We start from the raw sequence: 20,827 nt of genomic DNA on the forward strand, positions 1-20,827 counted from the left end.
TTAGTTAAACAGCATAACGCTGCTGTTCCAAAATGTTGGCAGCAATCTCACGCTTCTTCGCAATAACGTTGATTGGCGTGTGACGAGTTAGCTTTCGTAATGCAGAGATCATCATGCGTAGTGTATCTCCACTTTCAACAGCCACAAGAGTTTCTTTAGCGTGTGCTTCTATTCGATTGAACGATTCTTGGCAGAAAACTTGTGTTAGTAAAAGCTTTTGCTGTTGCTTATCACTACTCGATTTATTGATTGCTTTTTCAGTACGTAGGACTGCTGACTCCATCGAATAGATTTCGCTGATTATGTCAGCAATATTAGACAAGACTTCTTGTTCTTTATCAAGACTCTTGCCATACTTTTGAACTGCTGTTCCAGCTACCATCAGCATAATCTTCTTCGCCATGGCAACAAGGTGTTTCTCCTGTTCAAGTGGAGCATCGCCAATTTCTTCAGGCATCAACATCATCAGCTCTTCTTGAAGAGCAGTAGCCTTCTCCATCAAAGGAAGTTCACCTTTCATCGCTTTTCTAACGAGCGTTCCAGGTACTAGAAGACGGTTGATTTCATTCGTCCCTTCAAAGATTCGGTTAATTCGGGAATCACGATACATATTCTCAACTTCATACTCAGACATAAATCCATATCCACCGTGAATCTGTACGGCTTCATCTACGACATAATCTAAAGCCTCAGAAGCAAATACTTTATTTAATGAGCATTCGATCGCATATTCAGCAATGGATTTTGCAACCTTTTCTCCATCCTTATGTTCTTCATCAGAGAGGTTTCCAAGCTTATTTTCAAAGAGCCCACCCGTACGGTATGTTGAGCTTTCACTTGCATAAGTTGCGACCGCCATATTCGCAAGCTTTTCTTGTATGAGCGTGAATTTAGCAATAGGTGTTTTAAACTGTTTTCGATCAGTTGCATATTTAGCTGAAAGTTCAATCGCGCGTTTCATACCGCCAATTGTACCGACAGCAAGCTTATAACGTCCTACGTTAAGAATGTTAAAGGCGATAACATGACCTTTACCAGCTTCCCCAAGAAGGTTTTCTTTTGGCACAGCTACTTCATCTAGAATTAGCGTTCTGGTAGAAGAACCTTTGATTCCCATCTTCTTTTCTTCTGGTCCGGTTGAAAGGCCTTCGAGCTCACGGTCTACGATGAAAGCTGAGAAGTGCTCTCCGTCTATTTTTGCATAAACAATGAAAACATCGGCAAATGCAGAGTTGGTAATCCACTGCTTTTCGCCATTCAAGATATAGTGCGTACCCTCATCGTTTAACTTAGCTGTTGTTTTTGCTCCTAGTGCATCAGAACCGGAGCCAGGCTCAGTCAGTGCATAAGCTGCAATTTTCGCTCCAGATGCTAGATCTGGGAGATACTTATTCTTTTGATCTTCGTTACCAAAGAACACGATAGGTAACGATCCAATTCCCACATGCGCACCGTAGCTTAAAGAGAATGAGCGAGAACGAGCAAATTTTTCTGTGATAACAGAAGAACTAATCTTATCGAGACCAAGTCCACCGTATTCTTCAGGTACATCCGCTCCAAGCAAACCGATTTCCCCAGCGCGTTCCAGAAGCTTACGTGAAATATCGAACTGATGATTTTCAATCTTCTCTAACTCAGGAACAACTTCTTTAATAATAAAGTCTTCCGTCGTTTTCCCCATCATCACATGTTCAGAGGAAAAATCCTCTGGTGTAAAAATATCTTCTGCAAGATGATCCTCTACTAGAAAACTTCCGCCTTTAACCGTTTTGTTCATTGTATTAGACATGCAGGTGTTCCTCCCTTAATTTGGTCATGTATTATAGCAATTCAAACACTCCGGCAGCTCCCATACCGCCACCAATACACATCGTTACGACACCGAACTGCTCTCCACGCCTTTTCATTTCATGAATAAGACTTAGTGTGAGCTTTGTACCTGTACAGCCTAACGGATGACCGAGCGCAATCGCGCCTCCATTTACATTCACTTTCTCATCATCGAGTCCTAATTTACGGATAACTTGAATGGACTGAGAAGCAAACGCTTCATTCAGCTCAAACAATCCGATATCTGATAGCTCTAGTCCAGCTAGTTTCAATGCTTTTGGAATAGCTTCGATAGGTCCGACACCCATAATTTCAGGAGCTACACCTGCTACAGCAAACGAATGGAACTTTGCCATCGGTTTTAATCCTTCACTCTCGGCCTTTTCTCGGTCCATAACGAGAACACTAGCTGCACCATCGCTTGTTTGAGAAGAATTACCCGCAGTTACGGATCCTCTTACATTAAAGACTGGACGAAGTTTCGAAAGTACTTCAAGGGACGTATCTTCACGGACTCCTTCATCGTGTGAAAACATCACTTTTTCTTCTTTAAGCTTATGATTAGCGTCTACCCAGCGCTTTGTTACTTCGACCGGTACGATTTCATCAGCAAACTTGCCTTCCTTGATCGCTTTTGCTGCGCGCTGATGACTCCTCAACGCAAACGCATCTTGATCTTCTCTGCTTATGTCGAACCTTCTGGCAACCTCTTCAGCGGTATGACCCATACCCATAATATACTCTGGCTTCTCTTCAACGAGTGTAGGGTTTGGTTTAATCACATGTCCTCCCATTGGAACGAGGCTCATCGACTCAACGCCTCCTGCCAATATAGAGGAAGATTGACCTAGCATAATCCGCTCTGAAGCATATGCGATTGTTTGTAATCCTGAAGAACAGTACCTATTTACAGTAATAGCTGGAACTGTTTCTTTTAGGCCAGCTCGTGCACCGATCATACGGGCAACGTTTAAACCTTGTTCTGCTTCAGGGATCGCGCAACCCATAATGACATCATCTATGTCTCCATCATAATCCCCAGCTCTTTTTAACGTTTCGGCTACCGTTATTGCTCCTAAATCATCAGGACGCATTTCGGCAAGTGTTCCACGATTTGCTTTTCCTACAGGTGTTCTGGCACCAGACACGATCACTGCTTCTTTCATTATTGCTTCCCTCCTCCAAAACTAGTTACGTAGGGGCTTTCCTTTCATCAACATGTGCTGCATTCTCGCTTGAGTTTTCGGTTCACCTAATAGACTCAAGAATGCTTCTCGTTCAATATCTAGAAGATACTGTTCATCCACAAGCGTTCCTTCTTTCACTTTACCGCCAGCGATTACATGTGCGAGTTTATTCGCTATCTTCAAATCGTGCTCTGAAATATAGCCACTCCACTGCATTGTTTTCGCTCCCATCAACATCGCGGCATACCCTGCTTCACCTGAAACTGGTATCTTCTTTGAAACGGGTGGCTGATATCCTTGTTCAGCTAGGAAGAGAACTTTTTTCTTCGCATCATGTAGAACATGATCAGCGTTTACACTGATGCCATCCTTATTTCTGATGTATCCCATTTCTGAAGCCTCATGTGCTGAAGTTGATACTTTTGCCATCGCAATGGTTTCGAATACATCTGCAGAAACATCGATTAAGTTTGGTTTTCCGCCAGCCTGCTCAAGCTTTCTTAGATAAAGCTCTTTGTTTCCGCCTCCGCCTGGGATCAGCCCAACTCCTACTTCAACTAAACCGAGATAGGTTTCAAATGATGCCTGGACCGCTGCAGCAGGCATGACAACCTCTGCTCCTCCACCTAGTGTCATTTGAAATGGTGCTGCCACAACAGGTTTCTTGGAATAACGGATGCGTCCCATCGATTGTTGGAACTTCCTTGCGACTAATTCGATTTCAAAAAAGTTATCATCCTGCGCTTCCATCAACATATATGCGACGTTTGCTCCAACGCAGAAATTCCTTCCCTGGTTCCCAATGACAAGACCTTCAAAGTTCTTTTCAGTCTCATCGACCGCTTCATTGATCATTTGGAGAATATCCATTCCAATCGCGTTGTTAGGAGAATGGAATTCAAGTCCAGCAACGCCGTCCCCAAGGTCTAAAAGAGTAGCACCAGTATTCTTCTTTATCACACGATTTTGGTCCTTTAACCCTTTCAGATGAATAATCTTCTTACTTTCCTCTACTTCCTTGTATTCTCCGTTATGGAAGAAGAAGGTCTTGCCACCTTCACGCTTGTAAAACGTTGTATTGCCGCCTTCGATCATCTCTTCGATCCAAGCTGGTATGGTTTCACCTTGTTCTTTCATTCGTGCAACTGACTTTTCAAGTCCAAGAGCGTCCCACGATTCAAATGGGCCCATCTCCCAGCCGAATCCCCACTTCATCGCACGGTCGATCGCTTGAATATCGTCTGCAATTTCGTAAGCTTTTTCAGCTGAATAGAGTAACACTGGTTTCAATATGTTCCATACCAATTCACCAGCACGGTCTTCTGCATAAGCAACCGCTTTCAATTTATCACTCTTTGATTTTGCTTGTTTACTTGCTTCAACTGAACCAGTTCTAAGCTTCTTTCTTTGTTCGTATTCCAGCGTTTCAGGATTTAATTCTAGAATCTCGCTTCCTTTTTCACCTTTTTTCTTGAGGAAAAATCCTTGCCCTGCCTTCGAACCGATCCATCCTTTATGGTTCATTTTTTCCATGAAATCCGGCGTTCTGAACACTTCTTTTTCATCACCTGATACTTGATCATATACATTTTTCGCTACGTGAATAAATGTATCTAACCCAACAACATCAAGTGTTCGAAACGTTGCACTCTTCGGACGACCAATCAGTGGTCCAGTAACAGAATCAACTTCTCCAACTGAATAACCTCGGTTGAGCATTTCTCTCACCGTAACCAGTAACCCATATGTTCCAATGCGGTTCGCAATGAAGTTTGGAGTATCTTTCGCTTCGACAACGCCTTTCCCTAGCGTCTCTTCTCCAAATGTCTTCATATAAGAAAGAACTGCAGGATCTGTACCCTTAGTTGGGATGACCTCTAATAACTTCAAGTACCTTGGAGGATTAAAGAAATGAGTGCCAAGGAAATGCTTTCTAAAGTCCTCTGAGCGACCTTCTGCCATAGCTTCTACAGAAATTCCTGACGTATTAGAGCTAACAATTGCACCAGGACGTCTATATTGTTCTACTTTCTCATATACTTTCTTTTTGATTTCTAAGTTCTCAACAACCACTTCGATGATCCAGTCCACTTCACTTAATCGCTCCATATCGTCTTCCATATTCCCTGGTTCGATAAGTTGAATATTGTCTTTCTTAGACAGTGGTGCTGGCTTTTGCTTTTTGAGCTTATTGATTGCATCTACGGATAGTCTATTTCTTACCGATCGATGCTCTATGGAAAGCCCCTTAGCTTTTTCTTTTTCGTTTGGTTCTTTCGGTACAACGTCTAGTAAAATACTTGGGATACCAACATTCGCAAGGTGTGCAGCGATACCTGATCCCATTACTCCTGCTCCTAATACGGCAACTTTATGAATGCTGCGTGACATAATGAACCTCCCTATTGAATGAATGCTCATTCATTTTTGTTTCAAAAAAAGAAGCGAATTCACTTTTCAATTCCTCTGTCTTTACTATAAAGTATTTTCTGAAATTTAGCAATATAATGTTTTCTATTTTCTTTACGATTATTTATCAAAACATTGTGAAAAAGGAAGGCAAAAAAATTCGCCTTCCTTTTATTTCATCATTCCTTTAAGCACAAAGGCAACGTTCGCAGGACGTTCAGCAAGACGTCTCATGAAGTAACCGTACCAGTCCTGTCCATATGGTACATACACTCTCATTTTGTAGCCTTCTTTTAATAGTTGCTCCTGACGATCTACGCAAATCCCATATAACATCTGAAATTCAAACTGATCGCGACTAATATTATGTTCTTCAACAAGTTCTTTTGTATATTCGATAATGGCATCATCATGAGTAGCGATTGCAGTATAATTTCCATTCAGTAAATGCATTTTGATAATCTTCTTGAAATTAATATCAACATCTCGTTTTGCAGGAAAAGCAACTGTCGGAGCTTCTTTGTACGCTCCTTTTACTAATCGTAGGTTAGGAGATAATTCATTTAGCTTTTCGACATCATCAGAAACTCGGTATAAGTAAGCTTGTAAAACAGTTCCGATATTCTGAAATTCCTTTTTTAATTCAGTAAAGATATTCAATGTCCTTTCACAACGTTCATAATCTTCCATATCGATTGTTACAAATACGTCGTATTTATCAGCGGCTTTAAGTATCTCGCGCATATTCCTTAGCGTCATATGGTAGTCAATATCAAGCCCCATAGAAGTGAGCTTGAGAGAGAGTTGAGAATCAAGTCCTTCGGCAGCAATACGTTCAATCGCTTCGATACAGTGCCTTGTCATTTGCGATGCTTCTGCTTCATTATCAACAAATTCACCAAGATGATCGATCGTTACGGATAATCCCTTGGCATTTAGTTGTTTAATTGCATTTACAGAGCTATCGAGAGATGCACCAGCTACAAACTTACCTGCGCCAAATCGCATGCCATATTTCTTAGCAACTTTTGTCGCGACCTTGTTCTTTCCCATGTGTAAAAAGAAATTACGCATTACTTGTTCCATAATAACCCCTCCATGAAAACGCATTCAAAGCGTGATAAAAAATATATTGTGGTGAAAAACGGCATATTGCTTCAAATACCGTCATATTCTCCCTTTAGTGTTATTCTACCACGAAATCCTATGAATAAGACGTTTTTTGTTAGAAATTCTCTCAAATAATAACTGCTAATTTTTAACTGTGTCTTTAACCATACCCAAGTGAATGGGGTCAAAAAACATATTTTCCCTATTATATTGCTAACTCTTTTGTTTGGATACTCCGCGCTACCTTTAAACATAAAAAAACTAGGGCAGTTTATGCCCTAGTCTCTTACTCTTTATCTTGCTGAGATTTGCGATTTTCTTCATTTAATAGTTTAATTTCCTCCACCAGTTCTTTCATTTCATCTTTGGCATCTGGATATGTCTGATTCCAGTGCTTTGCTAGTGGAGGCATCGTTTTGGATAAGTGCGTATACATCGCCCATAGTTTCACTTTTTCCTTTAGTTCAGGAGTACTCTCCCCAACTAATAGTTCTGTATATTTTTCCATCAATCCATCGACTTGTTCCTGCAAGGTTTCTAGACTCATGCTATCACTCCGATCAATACAGTGTCTCTCGATTATAGCATAGAGCAGAGTTCTTTAATAAGGAGAGACTCTTCCGTTCACCTGAACATCTCTTAGTCTTGCATAATCTATTCTCTGTTGATTTTCACGAATGACTTTAACTAATTCATCAATTAATACGGTTTCGTCAGTAATGATAAAGAACCTGCAAGAAATCATCGCAAAATCTCCAAAGAATGCTCTACAGCCTTGATATCTCTTCGCATCACGAACGGGTTGATATGGAAAGATGAAGTTCCCATTTTGTTCATATGCAGGATCGAGAGAATGTTCTTCGATCAATTTAATTAGTTCTCTAACCGTAAACTCTCTTCCCTGCTGATTTTGACCCATTTCTACAATTTCTAGCAAAGTACATACCTCCTCTACACAATATTCGAAGGAAACACCATTCTTCTTAGAGGTACAAAAGACAAAACATTTAAATTATGTAAAAAAAAAAAAAAAAACCAAAGACTAGCTTTGGTTGTACTATGGGTCACATAAGAGTGAGCTTTACGAAGGGGGGGACCACTACTCACTCTCACAATATACTATGTTAATTAAGCACGATTGGTTGGACAAGTACCACGGTACAAACATGTATTTTTTCAAATTCTTTAATAATTTGTACCTGCAATAACATAAGAGAAGAATAATATTCCCAGTCTATGGAAGAATGATAATAACATTCTTTACCAAAAGGAGAGGGATATAGTGAATGAACGTAAGAAACTCATCGCAGAAGGTAGTGAGAAGTTGTTAGCATCCGTTCGCGAGGAAATCGCTGAAGAATTCTTAGTAATGGAAGCGGTAAATGAAAATGTTCAAGAGAAAGATTTCTTTACGTACCACCTATTAAAACAAGCAGAAGAATTAAGAAGTAAAAGGAAATAACAACATTGACCTATTTGATGATGGGCGCATATGATGTATACTTCTTGTAACTGATAAAAAGGAATGATGCCTTTCATGACCACCCATACATTTACTGTAGGTGAAGAACGAGCAAACTATATTACTCATGGTGTTGGTGCATTAATTAGTCTTGCTGCTCTCGTCATCCTTATTGTTTTCGCGTCACTTCAAGGCACAGCTTGGCATATCATCAGCTTCACATTATTTGGAGCGACTATGCTGCTTCTATACACGGCGTCTACCTTAGTTCATAGTTTTCCACCAGGTAGGGCGAAAGATTTCTTTGAATTTCTTGATCATTCTGCAATCTATTTCTTTATTGCTGGAACGTATACACCGTTTTTATTTATTGTTATCCAAGGATGGCTCGGTTGGACGTTATTTGGAACAGTCTGGGGCCTTGCCATCGCCGGAACAGTATTCAAAGCATTCTTTGTTAAGAAATTCTTGTTCATCTCTACAATCGTATATGTTGTTATGGGATGGCTAATCGTTTTAGCATGGGATCCTCTTCTTCAGAACCTTCATCCGAATGGATTGACACTTCTGATCATAGGAGGCTTGCTCTACACGGTAGGAGCAGTCTTTTATGTTTGGCGAGCTTTTAAATATCACCATGCAGTTTGGCACGTATTTGTAATTGGCGGAACAATCACACACTTCTTCTGTGTTTTGTTTTATGTTCTTCCCCTTTAAAGAGCACTTCTGTACGATTATCGTGCAGAGGTGTTTTTTTTGTGTGAACTAGAACAAAACATACTGTCTACTCGTTATAAAAGTAGAATTACATATTAAAAGGATGAAGACATGTGATCGAGATAACGAAATTATCAAAGCAAATAAAAAGTAAAGCGATTTTAGAAGACCTAACTGTTTCGATTGAAGGAGGAGTGGTCGGGCTCATCGGACCGAATGGTGCTGGAAAGTCCACACTGTTAAAGATTCTTTCCACCGTAACTAGCCCCTCTTCTGGTGATGTGAAGATAAACGGTTATTCTGTCCAAAAAGAGACTACTAAAGTTAGAAAACAAGTTGGCTACTTGCCTCAACACTTTCAACTTTACCCTCAGCTAACAGGATCAACGTTCCTAGACTATGCTGGTAACCTAAAGCGCTTTACGAATGTTGATCACAAGAAGGAAAAAGCGCGCATATTAAAGGAATTAAACTTATCAGACTACCAACATTCCAAAGTCAAAACATACTCAAACGGTATGAGACAAAGACTCGGGATAGCCCAGGCGATGTACGGGAGTCCCGATGTCATTGTTTTTGACGAACCTTCTTCTGGTCTAGATCCCGATGAACGATTGAGGTTCCGGCAATTGATTGCTAATTCTCCATCAGATAAGACGATCATCCTATCAACACATATCGTAGAAGATATTGAAGCAAGTTGTGATACGTTGATCGTTCTAAAAGAAGGTAAGATCATTTTCCATGGTTCGCCTGATGAACTACAACGGAAAGGGGATGGGTTCGTTTGGGAGCTTGAGTTGTTTGATGAGAATGCCACTGCTTTGCGAGGACTACAAATCACATTCTCAAAGCAAACTAAAAACGGCTATTTATTCCGAGTCCTTTCACCTGTAGCACCGCTAGAAGATGCAGAAGGCGTTAATCCAACGCTCGAAGAAGGATATATGACCATGATTGGGTGGGACATGAGATGAAGAAATGGTTTATCCAATGGAAATTTGAATTATCATTTTTATACAAGAACTGGTTTCTACTTCCCATGCCCTTTCTATTCCTAATTTGGCTACTTACGAGTATGACCATTGAGAATGTTAGCGATTCAACTAATCTTTATGTGTCAGCCTATCGAACAACCCATTCTACAATCTTCATTTTAGTAGTCGGATTGAGTATCCTTATAGGCGTATACCTTATGCGTAGGGATTTAGGGAATGACTCATTTGAATGGCATCGAGCTTTACCTGTTTCTAACTTTGTATTTTTATCGGCAAAATTATTTGCTGGTATGACCTATATGTCGTTGTTCACATTGTTGATGGCGATCGTGTTCAGTGCACTTTCCACCATGCAAGGTATACCAGGTGCGGAAACAACGCAGGTGCTAAGCTTCTTTGTCGTTCAATATGAAATCTCACTATTGATCAGCTTATCTCTTGGAATGGTCTTATCCGTCATTATTCGAAACCGATTTGTTTATCTAATCGCATTTTGCGCATGGATATTTGGCACATTGTTTATGGAAATATACATACTTGGTGGAACAGGAAATTTCTATTTAAAGCCATTTCATCTCACCTACTTCTTTGTGGATTCCATATTGGCAAATGGAGTATGGGGAATTGAAATAATGAAGGATGAAATTAAGAGGCAAAGACTGTTCGTCCTTTCCTTCTCCTTCATGTTACTGATGGTGACGATGCTAGTCTTAAATAGCAAGCGTCCAAGTGATCATACAAAACTGTGGAAATTGGTGTGCGGTATTAGCTTACTAGGAGCGACATTTGCTTACCTTCCCTATAGTCAATTATGGAATGATCGTTTATCTACTTTTAATAGTATGAAAGATAGTTCCCCCACTTTCGCACAAGCTAGTGAGGGTAATCACTCCTATATGTGGTTCTCGCCTATAGACTATGAAGCTATTCCATTAGAAGAAAGAGATGTTTACGAGCCAAGCCTTTTTTCTATTACGAATTATGATATCGATCTATATCATACACCAAGCTCTAAGCTCGATATATCAGCAACCGTTGCTCTTAAACAAGCTGAGTTAAAAAACAAAGATGAATTCAAGTTTACTCTTAACCACACTTTTTCACTTAAAGATGTGAAAATTGATCAACAATCGATTCCTTACAAACAGAGTGGCGATTTCGTTACGATCACTCTTCCAAACACAATAAAAGAACCAATCATTCACTTCGACTACGAGGGGGTTTTTGAACTTTGGACACATCGCAATAGTCAAGAGTATTATCCTGGCTTCGCTCTAAACAACCAGATGGTGATGCCTTCACATACAGCATGGTATCCTTTACCGGGTCATCAGTACTTGACTGATTCTACTGGTGAATCACGCACTGATGTCGGCTTGCTTCACCCTTCCGAGTTTAATGTGAAGGTGTCAGGGGTTGATAACAACGTGTATGGCTCTGTTAAAAACGTGCAGTCTTCAGGTGAAACTCATACCCTATCCGGGGAAACAGCTAGACTTGATCTATTCAGTGGCTTTTTGACTGAGATTTATTCAGATCACTATTCTACTACTTTAGTAACTGTTCCTTATCATAGGGAAGCTTCAGAGTTATTTATGAGGGAAGTAGATTCACGACTCGTATATTTTGATGAGTTTTTGGATGAAAAAATAGAGCCTGTAAACCACTTTTTCTATCTGCCGCTGAATCGATTGAGGTGGAGTGGTTATTTTAGACAAAATGGGTTTATCGATCAAAATTACATTATGAACGATAATAATTCTTTAAATCAGCGTGAAACGATCAATACCTTTATGATCGCTAATTTATTTCATGAGGATAATTATGTAAGCGGAAATGCTAGAGCTAAGAACATTTTAATAACGAGCACGATCAAAGCTTCATTCAATTATTTATACGAACTCGAAAATGGACAAGAAGATGATGCTTTTCAGACAAGATCTGCTTTTGCGAACATCACAGATGAACGTGAAAAGATTATATCAAGTAACGAAATTATTCAAGCTGATATGGTATTAGATATGATCGAAGCTGCGGTAAAGGAAGGGAAGGAAGAAAAAGTTAAGGAGGTTCTCAACAGACTTTACAGTGAGCACTGGAGCGACACTAGCTATCCGACCGGATATAACTTGTATCTCGAGCCTGCTTCCATCATTGGATTTGACGATTGGATGAAAGAATGGAATGACGTAATGACTACTAAACAGCGAGAGGAGAAAGGGCATGACTGATGAAGAGTTAGTTATTGGAATGTCCAAAGGCAATCAGGCTGCTTTTGAAGCATTGATTCACCGCTATCATGCACCTCTATTAGGCTACTTAGAGCGAATGCTTCGAGACCGAAAAAAAGCGGAAGATGTCGTACAGGACACATTCCTGAAATTACTAACCCAATTAAAAGCGAGAAAGATCCCTGAAAAGATTAAACCCTGGCTATACCAGGTTGCTACAAACCAATGTAGGGACTACTGGAAAAGCTCAAGTTATAAATCTGAGAAACAAGTAATTGATAAACTACCAGATCAACAAAGCGGAGATCCATCTGTTGTAGAATTATTTGAACGTCAAGAGTCTAGGAAAGAATTCCTTGAGGAACTCGATGAACTTTCTACGAGCCAGCGAGAGATTGTGTTTTTGAGATTCTACCAAGATCTGAAGTATCAGGAAATCGCAGAAACCCTTGAAATGCCCTTAGGAACTGTTAAATCAAACCTTTATCACGCATTAAAGAAACTAAAGACATCAATTGGGCGAAAGGAGGAAGTTAGCCATGCGAGATCACAAAGATGAATTAGAAGAACTCGAACAAGAAATGAAGCAACCATTCAACTCTTATATGGCAACGTCACCAAGGTCAGAAGATACTCAAAAGCTTATCCTCTCTCTTCAGGATTCATTCGATGACCTTAAGCCAAATGAAATCGAATTCGATTTCGATGCTGAACCTGAAAAACCGTCTCTACTCAAACAGTGTCTAAATCAATTCCGTTCTTATCACTGGCTCTATTGGATAATAAGTCTTGGTATATTCACGATGTTAACATTAATTACTTCTGGAAGCGGTGATCCAGACAGCTTCTTTCCTTTACTCGTCCCGATTTATTTATTGTTTGGAATACTGTACAGCTACAAATCCTGGAACAAAGAAATGCGAATGATTGAATCTGTCACTCCTTTTCCACCAGCACTTTTATTACTTAGCAAACTACTCGTTGTTCTAGGAGTGAATTTCAGCTTTGCCTTTGTCTCAACCATGGTTATTATCGTGGAGAACCGTTTCGTTGAACCAGGCATGTTCTTATTGCAATGGATCGCCCCTTTACTATTCCTAACGGGATTACTTGCTTACATTATGTTTCATAAAGGGGTAGTGGCTGGTTTTATCTCTGCATTAGCTGGTTGGGTATTCACCTTTATCGCACTGCCATACTCTTTGCATCAACTGTCTAGCGGATCACATGTCTCTCAAGTTCCATTAGTTGCTTCATACCTTATTATCTTTGCCATAGGAGGTCTCTTATTATTTTTATCCTATCGCAAGAGTTTACACCTTCAATATATGTGAGGTTATTCAATGATTTCAATTGACCAGATAACATACAATAGAAAAGGTTTCTCACTAACGATTCCTACTATGCAGCTTAATGCTGGCATTACGATTTTAGTTGGTAAGAACGGAGCTGGAAAATCTACCTTCCTCCAACTACTCGCCACTGCTCTTAAGCCACATCGAGGCAGTATTACTTATGGAAGAAAAACAGTTGGCGAGGCTCTTCCATTTATCAGAAAACAAATAGGCTTTCTCCCAACAGGTGTAGAACTGTACGAAGAAATGAAAACGAGACAGTTCCTAACTTACATGAGTGAATTAAAAGGCATTTCAACTGACAAAGCAGTGGAAACTTCAATTCAAGCAATGAAACTTGAAGATGTAAAAAAGACCAAGATCAAATCTCTTTCTCAAGGAATGAAACAACGAGTAGGAATTGCACAAGCACTATTAGATACACCTTCTTTCCTCCTTCTTGATGAACCATTAAATTATTTAGACAGTCAAGAAAGAAAAAACGTAGTGTCGCTCCTATCACGTTATGGGAAAAGTAAACTTGTACTCGTTGCTACTCATGATTTAAATGAGTGGGAAGAAATTGCCGATCACATCATCTGGCTAAGTGATGGACAAGTACTGTTCGATGGACCACTTACTTTATGGAAAAATAACTCTGGTCGCGTTTGGGAAGGAAGAGTAAAGCAACATGAAATCAGCTCACTTGATTTCAACCGCATAACGTATATGAAGAGATCGAAAGACGATGTTATCGTTAAATATATATCTGAATCAAAGCCTTTTGAAACCTTCACACTCACTACTACTACAATTGAAGATGCGTACTTTATACGAAAATATAGCTCGTGACTATAATATTGAAACCCTCCTGATGATCAGGAGGGTTTACGTTTGCAACTAAAAATACAATTAATGCAAAAAGACTGTCGAGAAATTTACTCGACAGCCTGAAACCATTCTATTCTTTTGAATTCCAAGCAGTTGTGTAGATGTTAAATAACTCTTCAAGTTGGTTTACTAGGTTTAGAGCAAGAAGACCATTTCCTTCTGCGCTATTCCTATACCCGATTGGAACAGTTCGTTTGATAAGCTGAGCATAAATCTCAGGTTCTGTTAATGTTCGATTAAATTCGTTCTCGGATAAGTTCATAAGAAGCGCTAACGCTCCAGAGACGTGTGGTGCGGCCATCGACGTTCCTGAAAGCACCGCATATTTATTATCAGGAAAAGTAGATAAAATATCTACCCCGGGAGCGATAAGGTCGATTTCATCATTAGTATTGGAAAACGGTGCTAGGGTTCGCTTGAAGGAAGCAGCTCCCACTTCAATCACTTCATTATATGCGCCAGGATAAGCATATTCTGGGGTATCTGCTCTCGCGTCTCCCTCATTTCCAGCTGCACAGACGACCGATATGTTTTGATCGACAGCATCTTTGATCGCTTCATGAAGCTCAGGCAGATCAGATGGGCCGCCTAGAGACATTGAAATGACATTCACCTTTTCTCCATTTGTTCCTTCCCAATCGATCGCATAGCGAATCCCACTTATAATGGACTCGTACGAACCACTTCCGGAACCATTTAGTACTTTAACGATTAAGAGCTTTGCTTCTGGTGCTACTCCTACAATTCCATCTTCACCTTGCACAGCAGCGACTGTACCAGCCACGTGAGTTCCATGACCGTTATTATCATCATAGTTATCTGGGTCAGCATTGTAATCTTTTGTGAAATTTTTTCCACCAATTATTCTAGACTTAAGATTAGGATGATCCACTTGACACCCCGTATCAATAACGGCAACTATTCTATTCTTCCCTCGATCAGACTCATCCCATATCTCTGGTGCCTGAATCATTTCAACACCGTCCGGAAAAGCCTCTTCTGCTTTACTTACTACTTCATTTACTTCGAATGGAATTAACTTTATTTCGTTCATAAGTACCCCCTTCATACGCTGTTAACAGAATTATCTGATAAACAGAGTCTTCTTGTCCAGTCCCATATGTGCTAATTCTTTCCTTTTTTTAATGTGATGGTGATTCCATCGTCCTATAACAGTCTTTTCAGCAAGACTACTTCGCTTTGTATTTGTAAGATGAGCGATTCCTACATCACCCTCTTGTTTTAACCGCTCTACTGCATACGTTATTCCGTTGTATATCGCGCTAGTAGAACAGCTCTTTTGAAGTGATGTACAAAAGATTGTAAGGATTACTATTATCCTCACAGTCCATTATTCCAGACACAGGGGAGTACAGCCTATTACATTTATAAAACGCTAATGAGCGTTACTGTAATCTCAAATTACAAAAGTTCACATTGCGCAATAAGGTAAAGGATTGTATAATTAGTTGGTATTGAACAATATAAACTTCAAAGGGGAGTAGCTAGTCACAGTATGGTCGTCATGACGAGAAACGTTTGTTTCTCCGGCCACACTGGCAGTCTATCAGACTGTTAGCGAGACCTTTGCCCGTACGCCGGACAAAGGACCCTTCTTTTTTATCCTGTCCGTCGTCATGGCAGGATTTTTTTATTTGTTATCATTATTTTTATGAGGAAGGTGTATTCATGGAATTATTCTCAGTAGAATTCTTTATGGCTCTACTTAGTATCATTATGATTGATATTGTGCTCGCTGGTGACAACGCCGTTCTAATCGGTATGGCAGCTCGCAACTTGCCTGAGAAACAGCAAAAGAAAGTGATTTGGTTAGGTGCACTAGGTGCGATTGTTATTCGATCCGTAGCGACACTTCTCGTTGTTTGGTTACTGAAAATACCTGGCCTCCTACTTATCGGAGGAGTCGTGTTACTCTGGATTGCTTATAAACTATTAAATGAAGAAGAAGAGGACGAAGATGTAAAGTCAGCAGGTAACTTATGGGCGGCTGTCCGTACGATTATTATTGCTGATGCTGCTATGGGGCTTGATAATGTGATTGCAGTGGCAGGAGCAGCAAACGGGGATTTCTTACTCGTTATCCTCGGTCTAATCATCAGTATTCCTATCGTAGTATGGGGAAGTACGATTATCCTGAAACTTATGGAGAAGTATCCTATCATTATCTTTATTGGTGCTGGTGTTCTTGCATGGACAGCATCCAAAATGATCCTACACGAGCCTTTTGTTGGAGACTTCATCAACCATAACACGTTCATTGAATGGGCATTTATGATTATTGTGACTGCATTAGTCCTTCTTGCAGGCAAGCTAAAAGCAGCTCAATCGAACCACCAAGTAGCACGTGAACATTAATAGGAAAGAGCTCTGAATCTCTCAGAGCTCTTTTTTTATGCCTTTTCATCAGGAATATACTGTTTAAAGACTCCATGTTCTTGAAATCCTAGCTTTCTCAATATAGGCTCAGAGGTTCCATATCTTGCCTGCGTGACCGCAATACTGCTCCCCTTTTCCTTCGCATCCACTAGTCTATTCTCAACCATCTTTCGATAAACGCCTTTTCCTCTGTGCGACTGAAGAACACCAGCTCCAGTCATATAAAGAGCATCTCCATCATGACTATAACGATAGGATGAATAACCTACGGGTGTATCCTCATCAAATGCGAGAACGAACCCACCTCTACGATCAGGAAGGTTTAAATAACTCTCTCTTTCATTAATCGCGGCCTCTAAATTCTTCTCGTCATAACCCCAAATTTCAGCGCTTAATTTTGCGTGAAGACACACGTCCTCTTTCGTTGTTACGTTTTCTATTCGGTAACGTTCTGGTGTTACATTTACGTCTTCCAATGTTCTCGCTAATCCAATATACGTATCATGGTGTGTCATACCATGTTCGCTCAGCTTCGATTCAAGTTCTTTGTTCTCAATGACCCACCAGGAAAATGGTCGACCCTCAAAATAGTCAAAAACCATTTCGATGTTCTCAACAGGCTTATTGTACCTAACGACTCTGTTGGCGTGAACACTTGTAGACCGTAAGTTTTTTATCATTATTAGGTCTTCTTTTTGAACGAAATGAATACATTCAGGTACAAACGATGGTTCGTAATCCCATTGAAGGGCTGCGATTTTTTCTAATATGTAGTTCATTACTTTTTTAACATCCTATCATGATCTGTCTCAATATCCTCTGGCTTAAGCCCTGTCGTTGCTGACGCTTCCATTTGGAGGTTACGGTTACAGCTTTCACACGTGAATGAAGATGATTTCTTTATCAATAGTTTGCGATATTGAGGGTGTCCTGGTTTTATTTCGTATTCCTTCTTGCAAAGTAAACACGTTTTAATCATCACATCTCCTCCTTTTTCCTATACCACTATGTATTCGTTACTGCACCTATAGTGAACCTTTATCTTGTCTAAATTGTCACAATAAGATTTTGATTAGAATACATTATTCGAGGACATACTGGGAACAAAAGAATTATTAAGGAGGTGTACTCTTGGAAGCGAATCAGCTAAGAAAAGCAATTGAAGAACGAAAGAATTATTACATTTCAAAGCTGGTTGAAGCAGGTGCATACTCCACTTCTGACCAACACCTTTATCAATGCACACTGACAGACCTTGAAAAAGAGTACAAACAACTCTCAAATTACTAATCCGAAGAGGTTCTGAGTGAATCTCTTTTTTTCTTTGCAGATGAATCTACAAATAATTAAGAAAAACATGTATAGAACAAGGATTTAATGTCCAAGCTTAAGACATAGATAGATAAACTAGCAAAGTTAGAAAGGATGATTCACTATGAATAAAGCAGAATTACTACACACCGTTGCGGAGAAAGCAGAACTGTCCAAAAAGGATACTGCAAGAGTGATAGACACGCTGATGGATACGATTGCTGAAGCACTTGCTAAGGGTGAAAAGGTTCAACTCGTTGGTTTTGGTAACTTTGAAGTAAGAGAGCGCTCCGCTCGCAAAGGTCGTAACCCACAAACTGGAGAAGAAATTTTCATTCAAGCATCTAAAACACCTGCGTTCAAACCAGGTAAAGCATTAAAAGAAAAAGTCGTCTAACGCATAAAGCTGGAATCATTTGATTCCGGCTTTTCTTTTAAGGAGCAAAGATGGATATTGTAAAATATGTAGTAACTGCAGTTACGATCGGTATGCTTTGTTACTTCTATTATCGAATGGCAAAAAAATAATAAGCGCGCCTTAGAGCGCGCTTAATTGTTTACTGAGTTTATGATACCAATCCTCTGAAAGCTCTTTCGCTAACATAGCTTGTTCGAGACCTGTACGGTCCTGTCTGTCATGGTAGGTTAAACGATTGATCATCGCTACAGTTACATCATGATCAGGCCTATGATCGACAATTATTTTCTCTCCAGTCGTGACATACCCTTCCTTAAGGACTCGTAAATAGTACCCGCTAAATCCATTGTCAGTTACTTGTTTAGCCATATCCTCTACACCGAATTTACTTGCAAGCTTATAACAAGGTTTTCTAGGTAAACTTACTTGAACAAGGATTTCTCCTATACGATAAACATCACCAATTCTCGCTTCGTGTTCATCCAGTCCAGATACGGTAAAGTTCTCACCAAATGCTCCAGGAGATAGGTTACGGTTTAGTTTCTCTTCCCAATATGGATAATGTTCATAGGAATAAACACAAATTGCTTTCTCAGGACCTCCGTGATGAACGCGATCAGCTTGTCCATCCCCTTCTACCTGAACAGTGGATACATACAATGGTTCATGAGTAGACGTCTTTATTATTCCAGATTCCATCGACTTTCCTTTGTATTGCATTTCAACCGGCATCCCGACATTTACGCTCAATAAGTTTTTCACTCCCGTACCTCCCTTCTTCTCTAATCGTAGCATAACCTTCCATTTCATGGATGCTCCAAATGAAAAAAGCAGCCCTTTATCAAGGACTGCTCTTAACTATGAATGCTTATCATCCAGGCGCTTTTCTATTTCTGCTAACTCCTTTTCGTTCTTTAGAAGTTCTGCTTTATTTTGCTCAACAAGCTGTTTAAAAGTTAATTTCTTATGCTTCTTCACAATAACCCACCAACTTTCTTGTCTGTATGCTAACGATTATACATCAACATAACGAAAGATAAGTTACCTAATTGTTAAAATTTTATGAAAATTAACACATAATTAAGTTTATTCACCTTTTTTTGGAATATGACCGTGTTATTTTTCCTTAATATGCTTGAACAAGCCTCCTTACAAACAATTTCCTTTATACTTACAATAGAACACTTCAAAGGAGTTTTGATATTGGGGTATGTAGAAGAATTAAGAAGCCTAGTTGGAAAACGACCACTTATACTTGTCGGTTCAGTTGTGATTATTTGTAATAAAGAGGGTTCGATCCTTCTACAACAGAGAAATGAAAAGAAAGAACGATGGGGCTTACCTGGTGGATTGATGGAGCCTGGAGAATCTACTGAAGAAACTGCTATACGGGAGGCTTTTGAGGAAACTGGGTTGAGTGTACAATCACTTACTCTTTTTCAAATGTATTCAGGACAGGAATTCTTCACCATAGCAGATAACGGTGATGAGTTTTACTCCGTAACAGCTGCTTATTATACGAACCATTACACAGGAACGTTGATCTCAAATAAAGAAGAAAGCCTGTCTTATCAATTTTTTCGGACTACTAATCTACCTGATAATATGGTTTTGAGCCATCGAAAGATGATTATGGATTACATGACATGCACCTAATAAAACAGCCCGACAAATCGTCGGGCTGTATGACATTCATTATTCACCTAAGTTCACATTGTGGTATACCTGCTGAACATCTTCAAGATCCTCAAGTACATCCACTAGTTTCTCGAACTGTTCCTGAGATTCTTCTGAAAGGTCAACTTCATTTTGAGGAAGCATGGTAAGCTCTGCAACAGTAAATTCTGTGATTCCTTCATTTTTTAAAGCTTCTTGTACGGCATGGAATTGATCAGGTTCAGCATAAATGATGACTACGTCATCCTCTTCTAATAAATCTCTAACATCAATATCTGCTTCCATTAATAACTCAAGCAGTTCATCAGCACTTTTTCCTTCAATACCGAATACGGCAGTTGGGTCGAACATATATGCAACAGATCCAGTTACCCCCATATTTCCACCGTTTTTACCAAAAGCAGCTCTAACGTCAGACGCTGTTCGGTTCACATTGTTCGTTAGCGTGTCGACGATCAGCATTGAACCATTCGGTCCAAACCCTTCATAACGCAAGTTGTCATAGTTCTCTTCTGAACCACCTTTTGCTTTCTCGATCGCACGGTCAATGATCGCTTTTGGTACGTTGTACGTCTTTGCGCGCTCAAGTACTAATCGAAGAGCCTGGTTCGCTACTGGGTCTGGCTCCCCTTGTTTTGCAGCAACATATATTTCACGGCCGAACTTCGCATAGATCCTACTCGTATTCGCATCTTTGGAAGCTTTTTTCTCTTTAATATTATTCCATTTTCGTCCCATTACGTTCCACTCTCTTTCGACTTAATCTATTTATCTATTATCTAAAGCTAATGACTGATTACGTAAAGAAATTTACAATTCCTTCATTGATTATAGCACATCTCCCGAATGAGAATG

General features: G+C 39.8%; 24 protein-coding genes. 11 read left to right on the plus strand and 13 right to left on the minus strand.

Going from position 1 to position 20,827, the window contains the following annotated elements; all coding sequences use genetic code 11:
- Positions 1-4 precede the first annotated feature (4 nt).
- The 6 genes from LCM09_RS05325 to LCM09_RS05350 form a co-directional block, all read right to left on the minus strand.
- Positions 5-1,789, minus strand: coding sequence for an acyl-CoA dehydrogenase FadE (locus LCM09_RS05325; RefSeq protein WP_224879312.1), 1,785 nt, complete (start codon positions 1,787-1,789; stop codon positions 5-7).
- Between the two features lie 31 nt (positions 1,790-1,820).
- On the minus strand, positions 1,821-2,996 hold the full coding sequence (locus tag LCM09_RS05330; RefSeq protein ID WP_224879314.1) for an acetyl-CoA C-acetyltransferase: 1,176 nt from the start codon (positions 2,994-2,996) through the stop codon (positions 1,821-1,823).
- A 21-nt stretch (positions 2,997-3,017) separates the two neighbouring features.
- Positions 3,018-5,408 carry a 3-hydroxyacyl-CoA dehydrogenase/enoyl-CoA hydratase family protein gene (locus LCM09_RS05335; RefSeq protein ID WP_224879315.1) on the minus strand — a complete coding sequence of 797 codons (2,391 nt, stop codon included), beginning with the start codon at positions 5,406-5,408 and terminating at the stop codon, positions 3,018-3,020.
- A gap of 189 nt (positions 5,409-5,597) precedes the next feature.
- Complete coding sequence (locus LCM09_RS05340) at positions 5,598-6,512, minus strand: proline dehydrogenase family protein (protein WP_224879317.1); 915 nt, start codon at positions 6,510-6,512, stop codon at positions 5,598-5,600.
- Positions 6,513-6,822: 310 nt separating this feature from the next.
- Entirely contained in the window at positions 6,823-7,083 is a 261-nt protein-coding gene (locus tag LCM09_RS05345; RefSeq protein ID WP_224879319.1) for a YusU family protein, read from the minus strand.
- Between the two features lie 54 nt (positions 7,084-7,137).
- Entirely contained in the window at positions 7,138-7,473 is a 336-nt protein-coding gene (locus tag LCM09_RS05350) for a hypothetical protein (protein WP_224879321.1), read from the minus strand.
- A gap of 345 nt (positions 7,474-7,818) precedes the next feature.
- On the opposite strand from LCM09_RS05350, the gene LCM09_RS05355 reads away from it, so the two are divergent.
- The 7 genes from LCM09_RS05355 to LCM09_RS05385 all read left to right on the plus strand — a co-directional run bounded on the left by LCM09_RS05355 (position 7,819) and on the right by LCM09_RS05385 (position 14,130).
- Positions 7,819-7,998, plus strand: a complete 180-nt coding sequence (locus tag LCM09_RS05355; protein ID WP_224879322.1) for a hypothetical protein — start codon at positions 7,819-7,821, stop codon at positions 7,996-7,998.
- A 63-nt stretch (positions 7,999-8,061) separates the two neighbouring features.
- Positions 8,062-8,715: a PAQR family membrane homeostasis protein TrhA gene (gene trhA, locus LCM09_RS05360; protein ID WP_224879324.1), complete on the plus strand. Its 654-nt coding sequence runs from the start codon at positions 8,062-8,064 to the stop codon at positions 8,713-8,715.
- Positions 8,716-8,828: 113 nt separating this feature from the next.
- Positions 8,829-9,692: an ATP-binding cassette domain-containing protein gene (locus LCM09_RS05365; RefSeq protein WP_224879326.1), complete on the plus strand. Its 864-nt coding sequence runs from the start codon at positions 8,829-8,831 to the stop codon at positions 9,690-9,692.
- On the plus strand, positions 9,689-11,944 hold the full coding sequence (locus LCM09_RS05370; RefSeq protein WP_224879328.1) for an ABC transporter permease: 2,256 nt from the start codon (positions 9,689-9,691) through the stop codon (positions 11,942-11,944). The genes LCM09_RS05365 and LCM09_RS05370 overlap by 4 nt, the downstream gene beginning before the upstream one ends.
- Positions 11,937-12,503: an RNA polymerase sigma factor gene (locus LCM09_RS05375; protein ID WP_224879329.1), complete on the plus strand. Its 567-nt coding sequence runs from the start codon at positions 11,937-11,939 to the stop codon at positions 12,501-12,503. The genes LCM09_RS05370 and LCM09_RS05375 overlap by 8 nt, the downstream gene beginning before the upstream one ends.
- Positions 12,484-13,278 carry a hypothetical protein gene (locus LCM09_RS05380; protein WP_224879331.1) on the plus strand — a complete coding sequence of 265 codons (795 nt, stop codon included), beginning with the start codon at positions 12,484-12,486 and terminating at the stop codon, positions 13,276-13,278. The genes LCM09_RS05375 and LCM09_RS05380 overlap by 20 nt, the downstream gene beginning before the upstream one ends.
- Positions 13,279-13,287: 9 nt before the next feature.
- Entirely contained in the window at positions 13,288-14,130 is an 843-nt protein-coding gene (locus LCM09_RS05385; RefSeq protein WP_224879333.1) for an ABC transporter ATP-binding protein, read from the plus strand.
- A gap of 109 nt (positions 14,131-14,239) precedes the next feature.
- Here the strand turns inward: LCM09_RS05385 and LCM09_RS05390 are convergent, their stop codons facing one another.
- On the minus strand, positions 14,240-15,223 hold the full coding sequence (locus LCM09_RS05390; RefSeq protein ID WP_224879335.1) for a S8 family peptidase: 984 nt from the start codon (positions 15,221-15,223) through the stop codon (positions 14,240-14,242).
- A gap of 30 nt (positions 15,224-15,253) precedes the next feature.
- Positions 15,254-15,514, minus strand: a complete 261-nt coding sequence (locus tag LCM09_RS05395) for a hypothetical protein (RefSeq protein ID WP_224879336.1) — start codon at positions 15,512-15,514, stop codon at positions 15,254-15,256.
- A gap of 344 nt (positions 15,515-15,858) precedes the next feature.
- Here LCM09_RS05395 and LCM09_RS05400 point away from each other — a divergent pair, with 344 nt between their 5' ends.
- Positions 15,859-16,545: a TerC family protein gene (locus tag LCM09_RS05400; protein ID WP_224879339.1), complete on the plus strand. Its 687-nt coding sequence runs from the start codon at positions 15,859-15,861 to the stop codon at positions 16,543-16,545.
- A gap of 35 nt (positions 16,546-16,580) precedes the next feature.
- Here LCM09_RS05400 and LCM09_RS05405 read toward each other — a convergent pair whose 3' ends face one another.
- Together LCM09_RS05405 and LCM09_RS05410 are read right to left on the minus strand one after the other, a co-directional pair.
- Positions 16,581-17,345, minus strand: coding sequence for a GNAT family N-acetyltransferase (locus tag LCM09_RS05405; RefSeq protein ID WP_224879341.1), 765 nt, complete (start codon positions 17,343-17,345; stop codon positions 16,581-16,583).
- A complete protein-coding gene (locus LCM09_RS05410; RefSeq protein ID WP_224879343.1) occupies positions 17,345-17,545 on the minus strand; it encodes a hypothetical protein in 201 nt (66 codons plus the stop codon). Before LCM09_RS05410 ends, LCM09_RS05405 begins: the two co-directional genes overlap by 1 nt.
- A gap of 152 nt (positions 17,546-17,697) precedes the next feature.
- Here LCM09_RS05410 and LCM09_RS05415 point away from each other — a divergent pair, with 152 nt between their 5' ends.
- Positions 17,698-17,856 (plus strand): Fur-regulated basic protein FbpA, encoded by a 159-nt coding sequence (locus LCM09_RS05415; RefSeq protein WP_224879345.1) that lies wholly within the window; start codon positions 17,698-17,700, stop codon positions 17,854-17,856.
- A 145-nt stretch (positions 17,857-18,001) separates the two neighbouring features.
- Positions 18,002-18,274: an HU family DNA-binding protein gene (locus LCM09_RS05420; RefSeq protein ID WP_224879346.1), complete on the plus strand. Its 273-nt coding sequence runs from the start codon at positions 18,002-18,004 to the stop codon at positions 18,272-18,274.
- Positions 18,275-18,415: 141 nt separating this feature from the next.
- Here LCM09_RS05420 and LCM09_RS05425 read toward each other — a convergent pair whose 3' ends face one another.
- Both LCM09_RS05425 and LCM09_RS05430 read right to left on the minus strand, forming a co-directional pair.
- Entirely contained in the window at positions 18,416-19,057 is a 642-nt protein-coding gene (locus LCM09_RS05425) for an MOSC domain-containing protein (protein WP_224879348.1), read from the minus strand.
- A 96-nt stretch (positions 19,058-19,153) separates the two neighbouring features.
- Entirely contained in the window at positions 19,154-19,273 is a 120-nt protein-coding gene (locus LCM09_RS05430) for an FbpB family small basic protein (protein WP_318246487.1), read from the minus strand.
- A gap of 225 nt (positions 19,274-19,498) precedes the next feature.
- Between LCM09_RS05430 and LCM09_RS05435 the strand changes: the two genes are divergently transcribed.
- The gene (locus tag LCM09_RS05435) at positions 19,499-19,951 is read left to right on the plus strand and encodes an NUDIX hydrolase (RefSeq protein ID WP_224879351.1); all 453 of its coding nucleotides are present in this window, start codon (positions 19,499-19,501) and stop codon (positions 19,949-19,951) included.
- A gap of 39 nt (positions 19,952-19,990) precedes the next feature.
- On the opposite strand, the gene LCM09_RS05440 is transcribed toward LCM09_RS05435, so the two are convergent.
- Positions 19,991-20,710 carry a YebC/PmpR family DNA-binding transcriptional regulator gene (locus tag LCM09_RS05440; protein ID WP_224879353.1) on the minus strand — a complete coding sequence of 240 codons (720 nt, stop codon included), beginning with the start codon at positions 20,708-20,710 and terminating at the stop codon, positions 19,991-19,993.
- Between the last annotated feature and the right edge of the window lie 117 nt (positions 20,711-20,827).

Origin of the sequence: Guptibacillus algicola (genome assembly GCF_020171805.1) — a bacterium.
In the GTDB taxonomy this organism is placed as follows: Bacteria; Bacillota; Bacilli; order Bacillales; family Guptibacillaceae; genus Guptibacillus; species Guptibacillus algicola.

Coding starts and splice junctions, on each gene's coding strand:
- LCM09_RS05385 (WP_224879333.1), top strand. CDS start 13,288: ATGATTTCAATTGACCAGATAACATACAATAGAAAAGGTTTCTCACTA.
- LCM09_RS05370 (WP_224879328.1), top strand. CDS start 9,689: ATGAAGAAATGGTTTATCCAATGGAAATTTGAATTATCATTTTTATAC.
- LCM09_RS05410 (WP_224879343.1), bottom strand. CDS start 17,545: ATGATTAAAACGTGTTTACTTTGCAAGAAGGAATACGAAATAAAACCA.
- LCM09_RS05345 (WP_224879319.1), bottom strand. CDS start 7,083: ATGAGTCTAGAAACCTTGCAGGAACAAGTCGATGGATTGATGGAAAAA.
- LCM09_RS05340 (WP_224879317.1), bottom strand. CDS start 6,512: ATGGAACAAGTAATGCGTAATTTCTTTTTACACATGGGAAAGAACAAG.
- LCM09_RS05420 (WP_224879346.1), top strand. CDS start 18,002: ATGAATAAAGCAGAATTACTACACACCGTTGCGGAGAAAGCAGAACTG.
- LCM09_RS05380 (WP_224879331.1), top strand. CDS start 12,484: ATGCGAGATCACAAAGATGAATTAGAAGAACTCGAACAAGAAATGAAG.
- LCM09_RS05375 (WP_224879329.1), top strand. CDS start 11,937: ATGACTGATGAAGAGTTAGTTATTGGAATGTCCAAAGGCAATCAGGCT.
- LCM09_RS05325 (WP_224879312.1), bottom strand. CDS start 1,789: ATGTCTAATACAATGAACAAAACGGTTAAAGGCGGAAGTTTTCTAGTA.
- LCM09_RS05440 (WP_224879353.1), bottom strand. CDS start 20,710: ATGGGACGAAAATGGAATAATATTAAAGAGAAAAAAGCTTCCAAAGAT.
- LCM09_RS05400 (WP_224879339.1), top strand. CDS start 15,859: ATGGAATTATTCTCAGTAGAATTCTTTATGGCTCTACTTAGTATCATT.
- LCM09_RS05405 (WP_224879341.1), bottom strand. CDS start 17,345: ATGAACTACATATTAGAAAAAATCGCAGCCCTTCAATGGGATTACGAA.
- LCM09_RS05330 (WP_224879314.1), bottom strand. CDS start 2,996: ATGAAAGAAGCAGTGATCGTGTCTGGTGCCAGAACACCTGTAGGAAAA.
- trhA (WP_224879324.1), top strand. CDS start 8,062: ATGATGCCTTTCATGACCACCCATACATTTACTGTAGGTGAAGAACGA.
- LCM09_RS05335 (WP_224879315.1), bottom strand. CDS start 5,408: ATGTCACGCAGCATTCATAAAGTTGCCGTATTAGGAGCAGGAGTAATG.
- LCM09_RS05390 (WP_224879335.1), bottom strand. CDS start 15,223: ATGAACGAAATAAAGTTAATTCCATTCGAAGTAAATGAAGTAGTAAGT.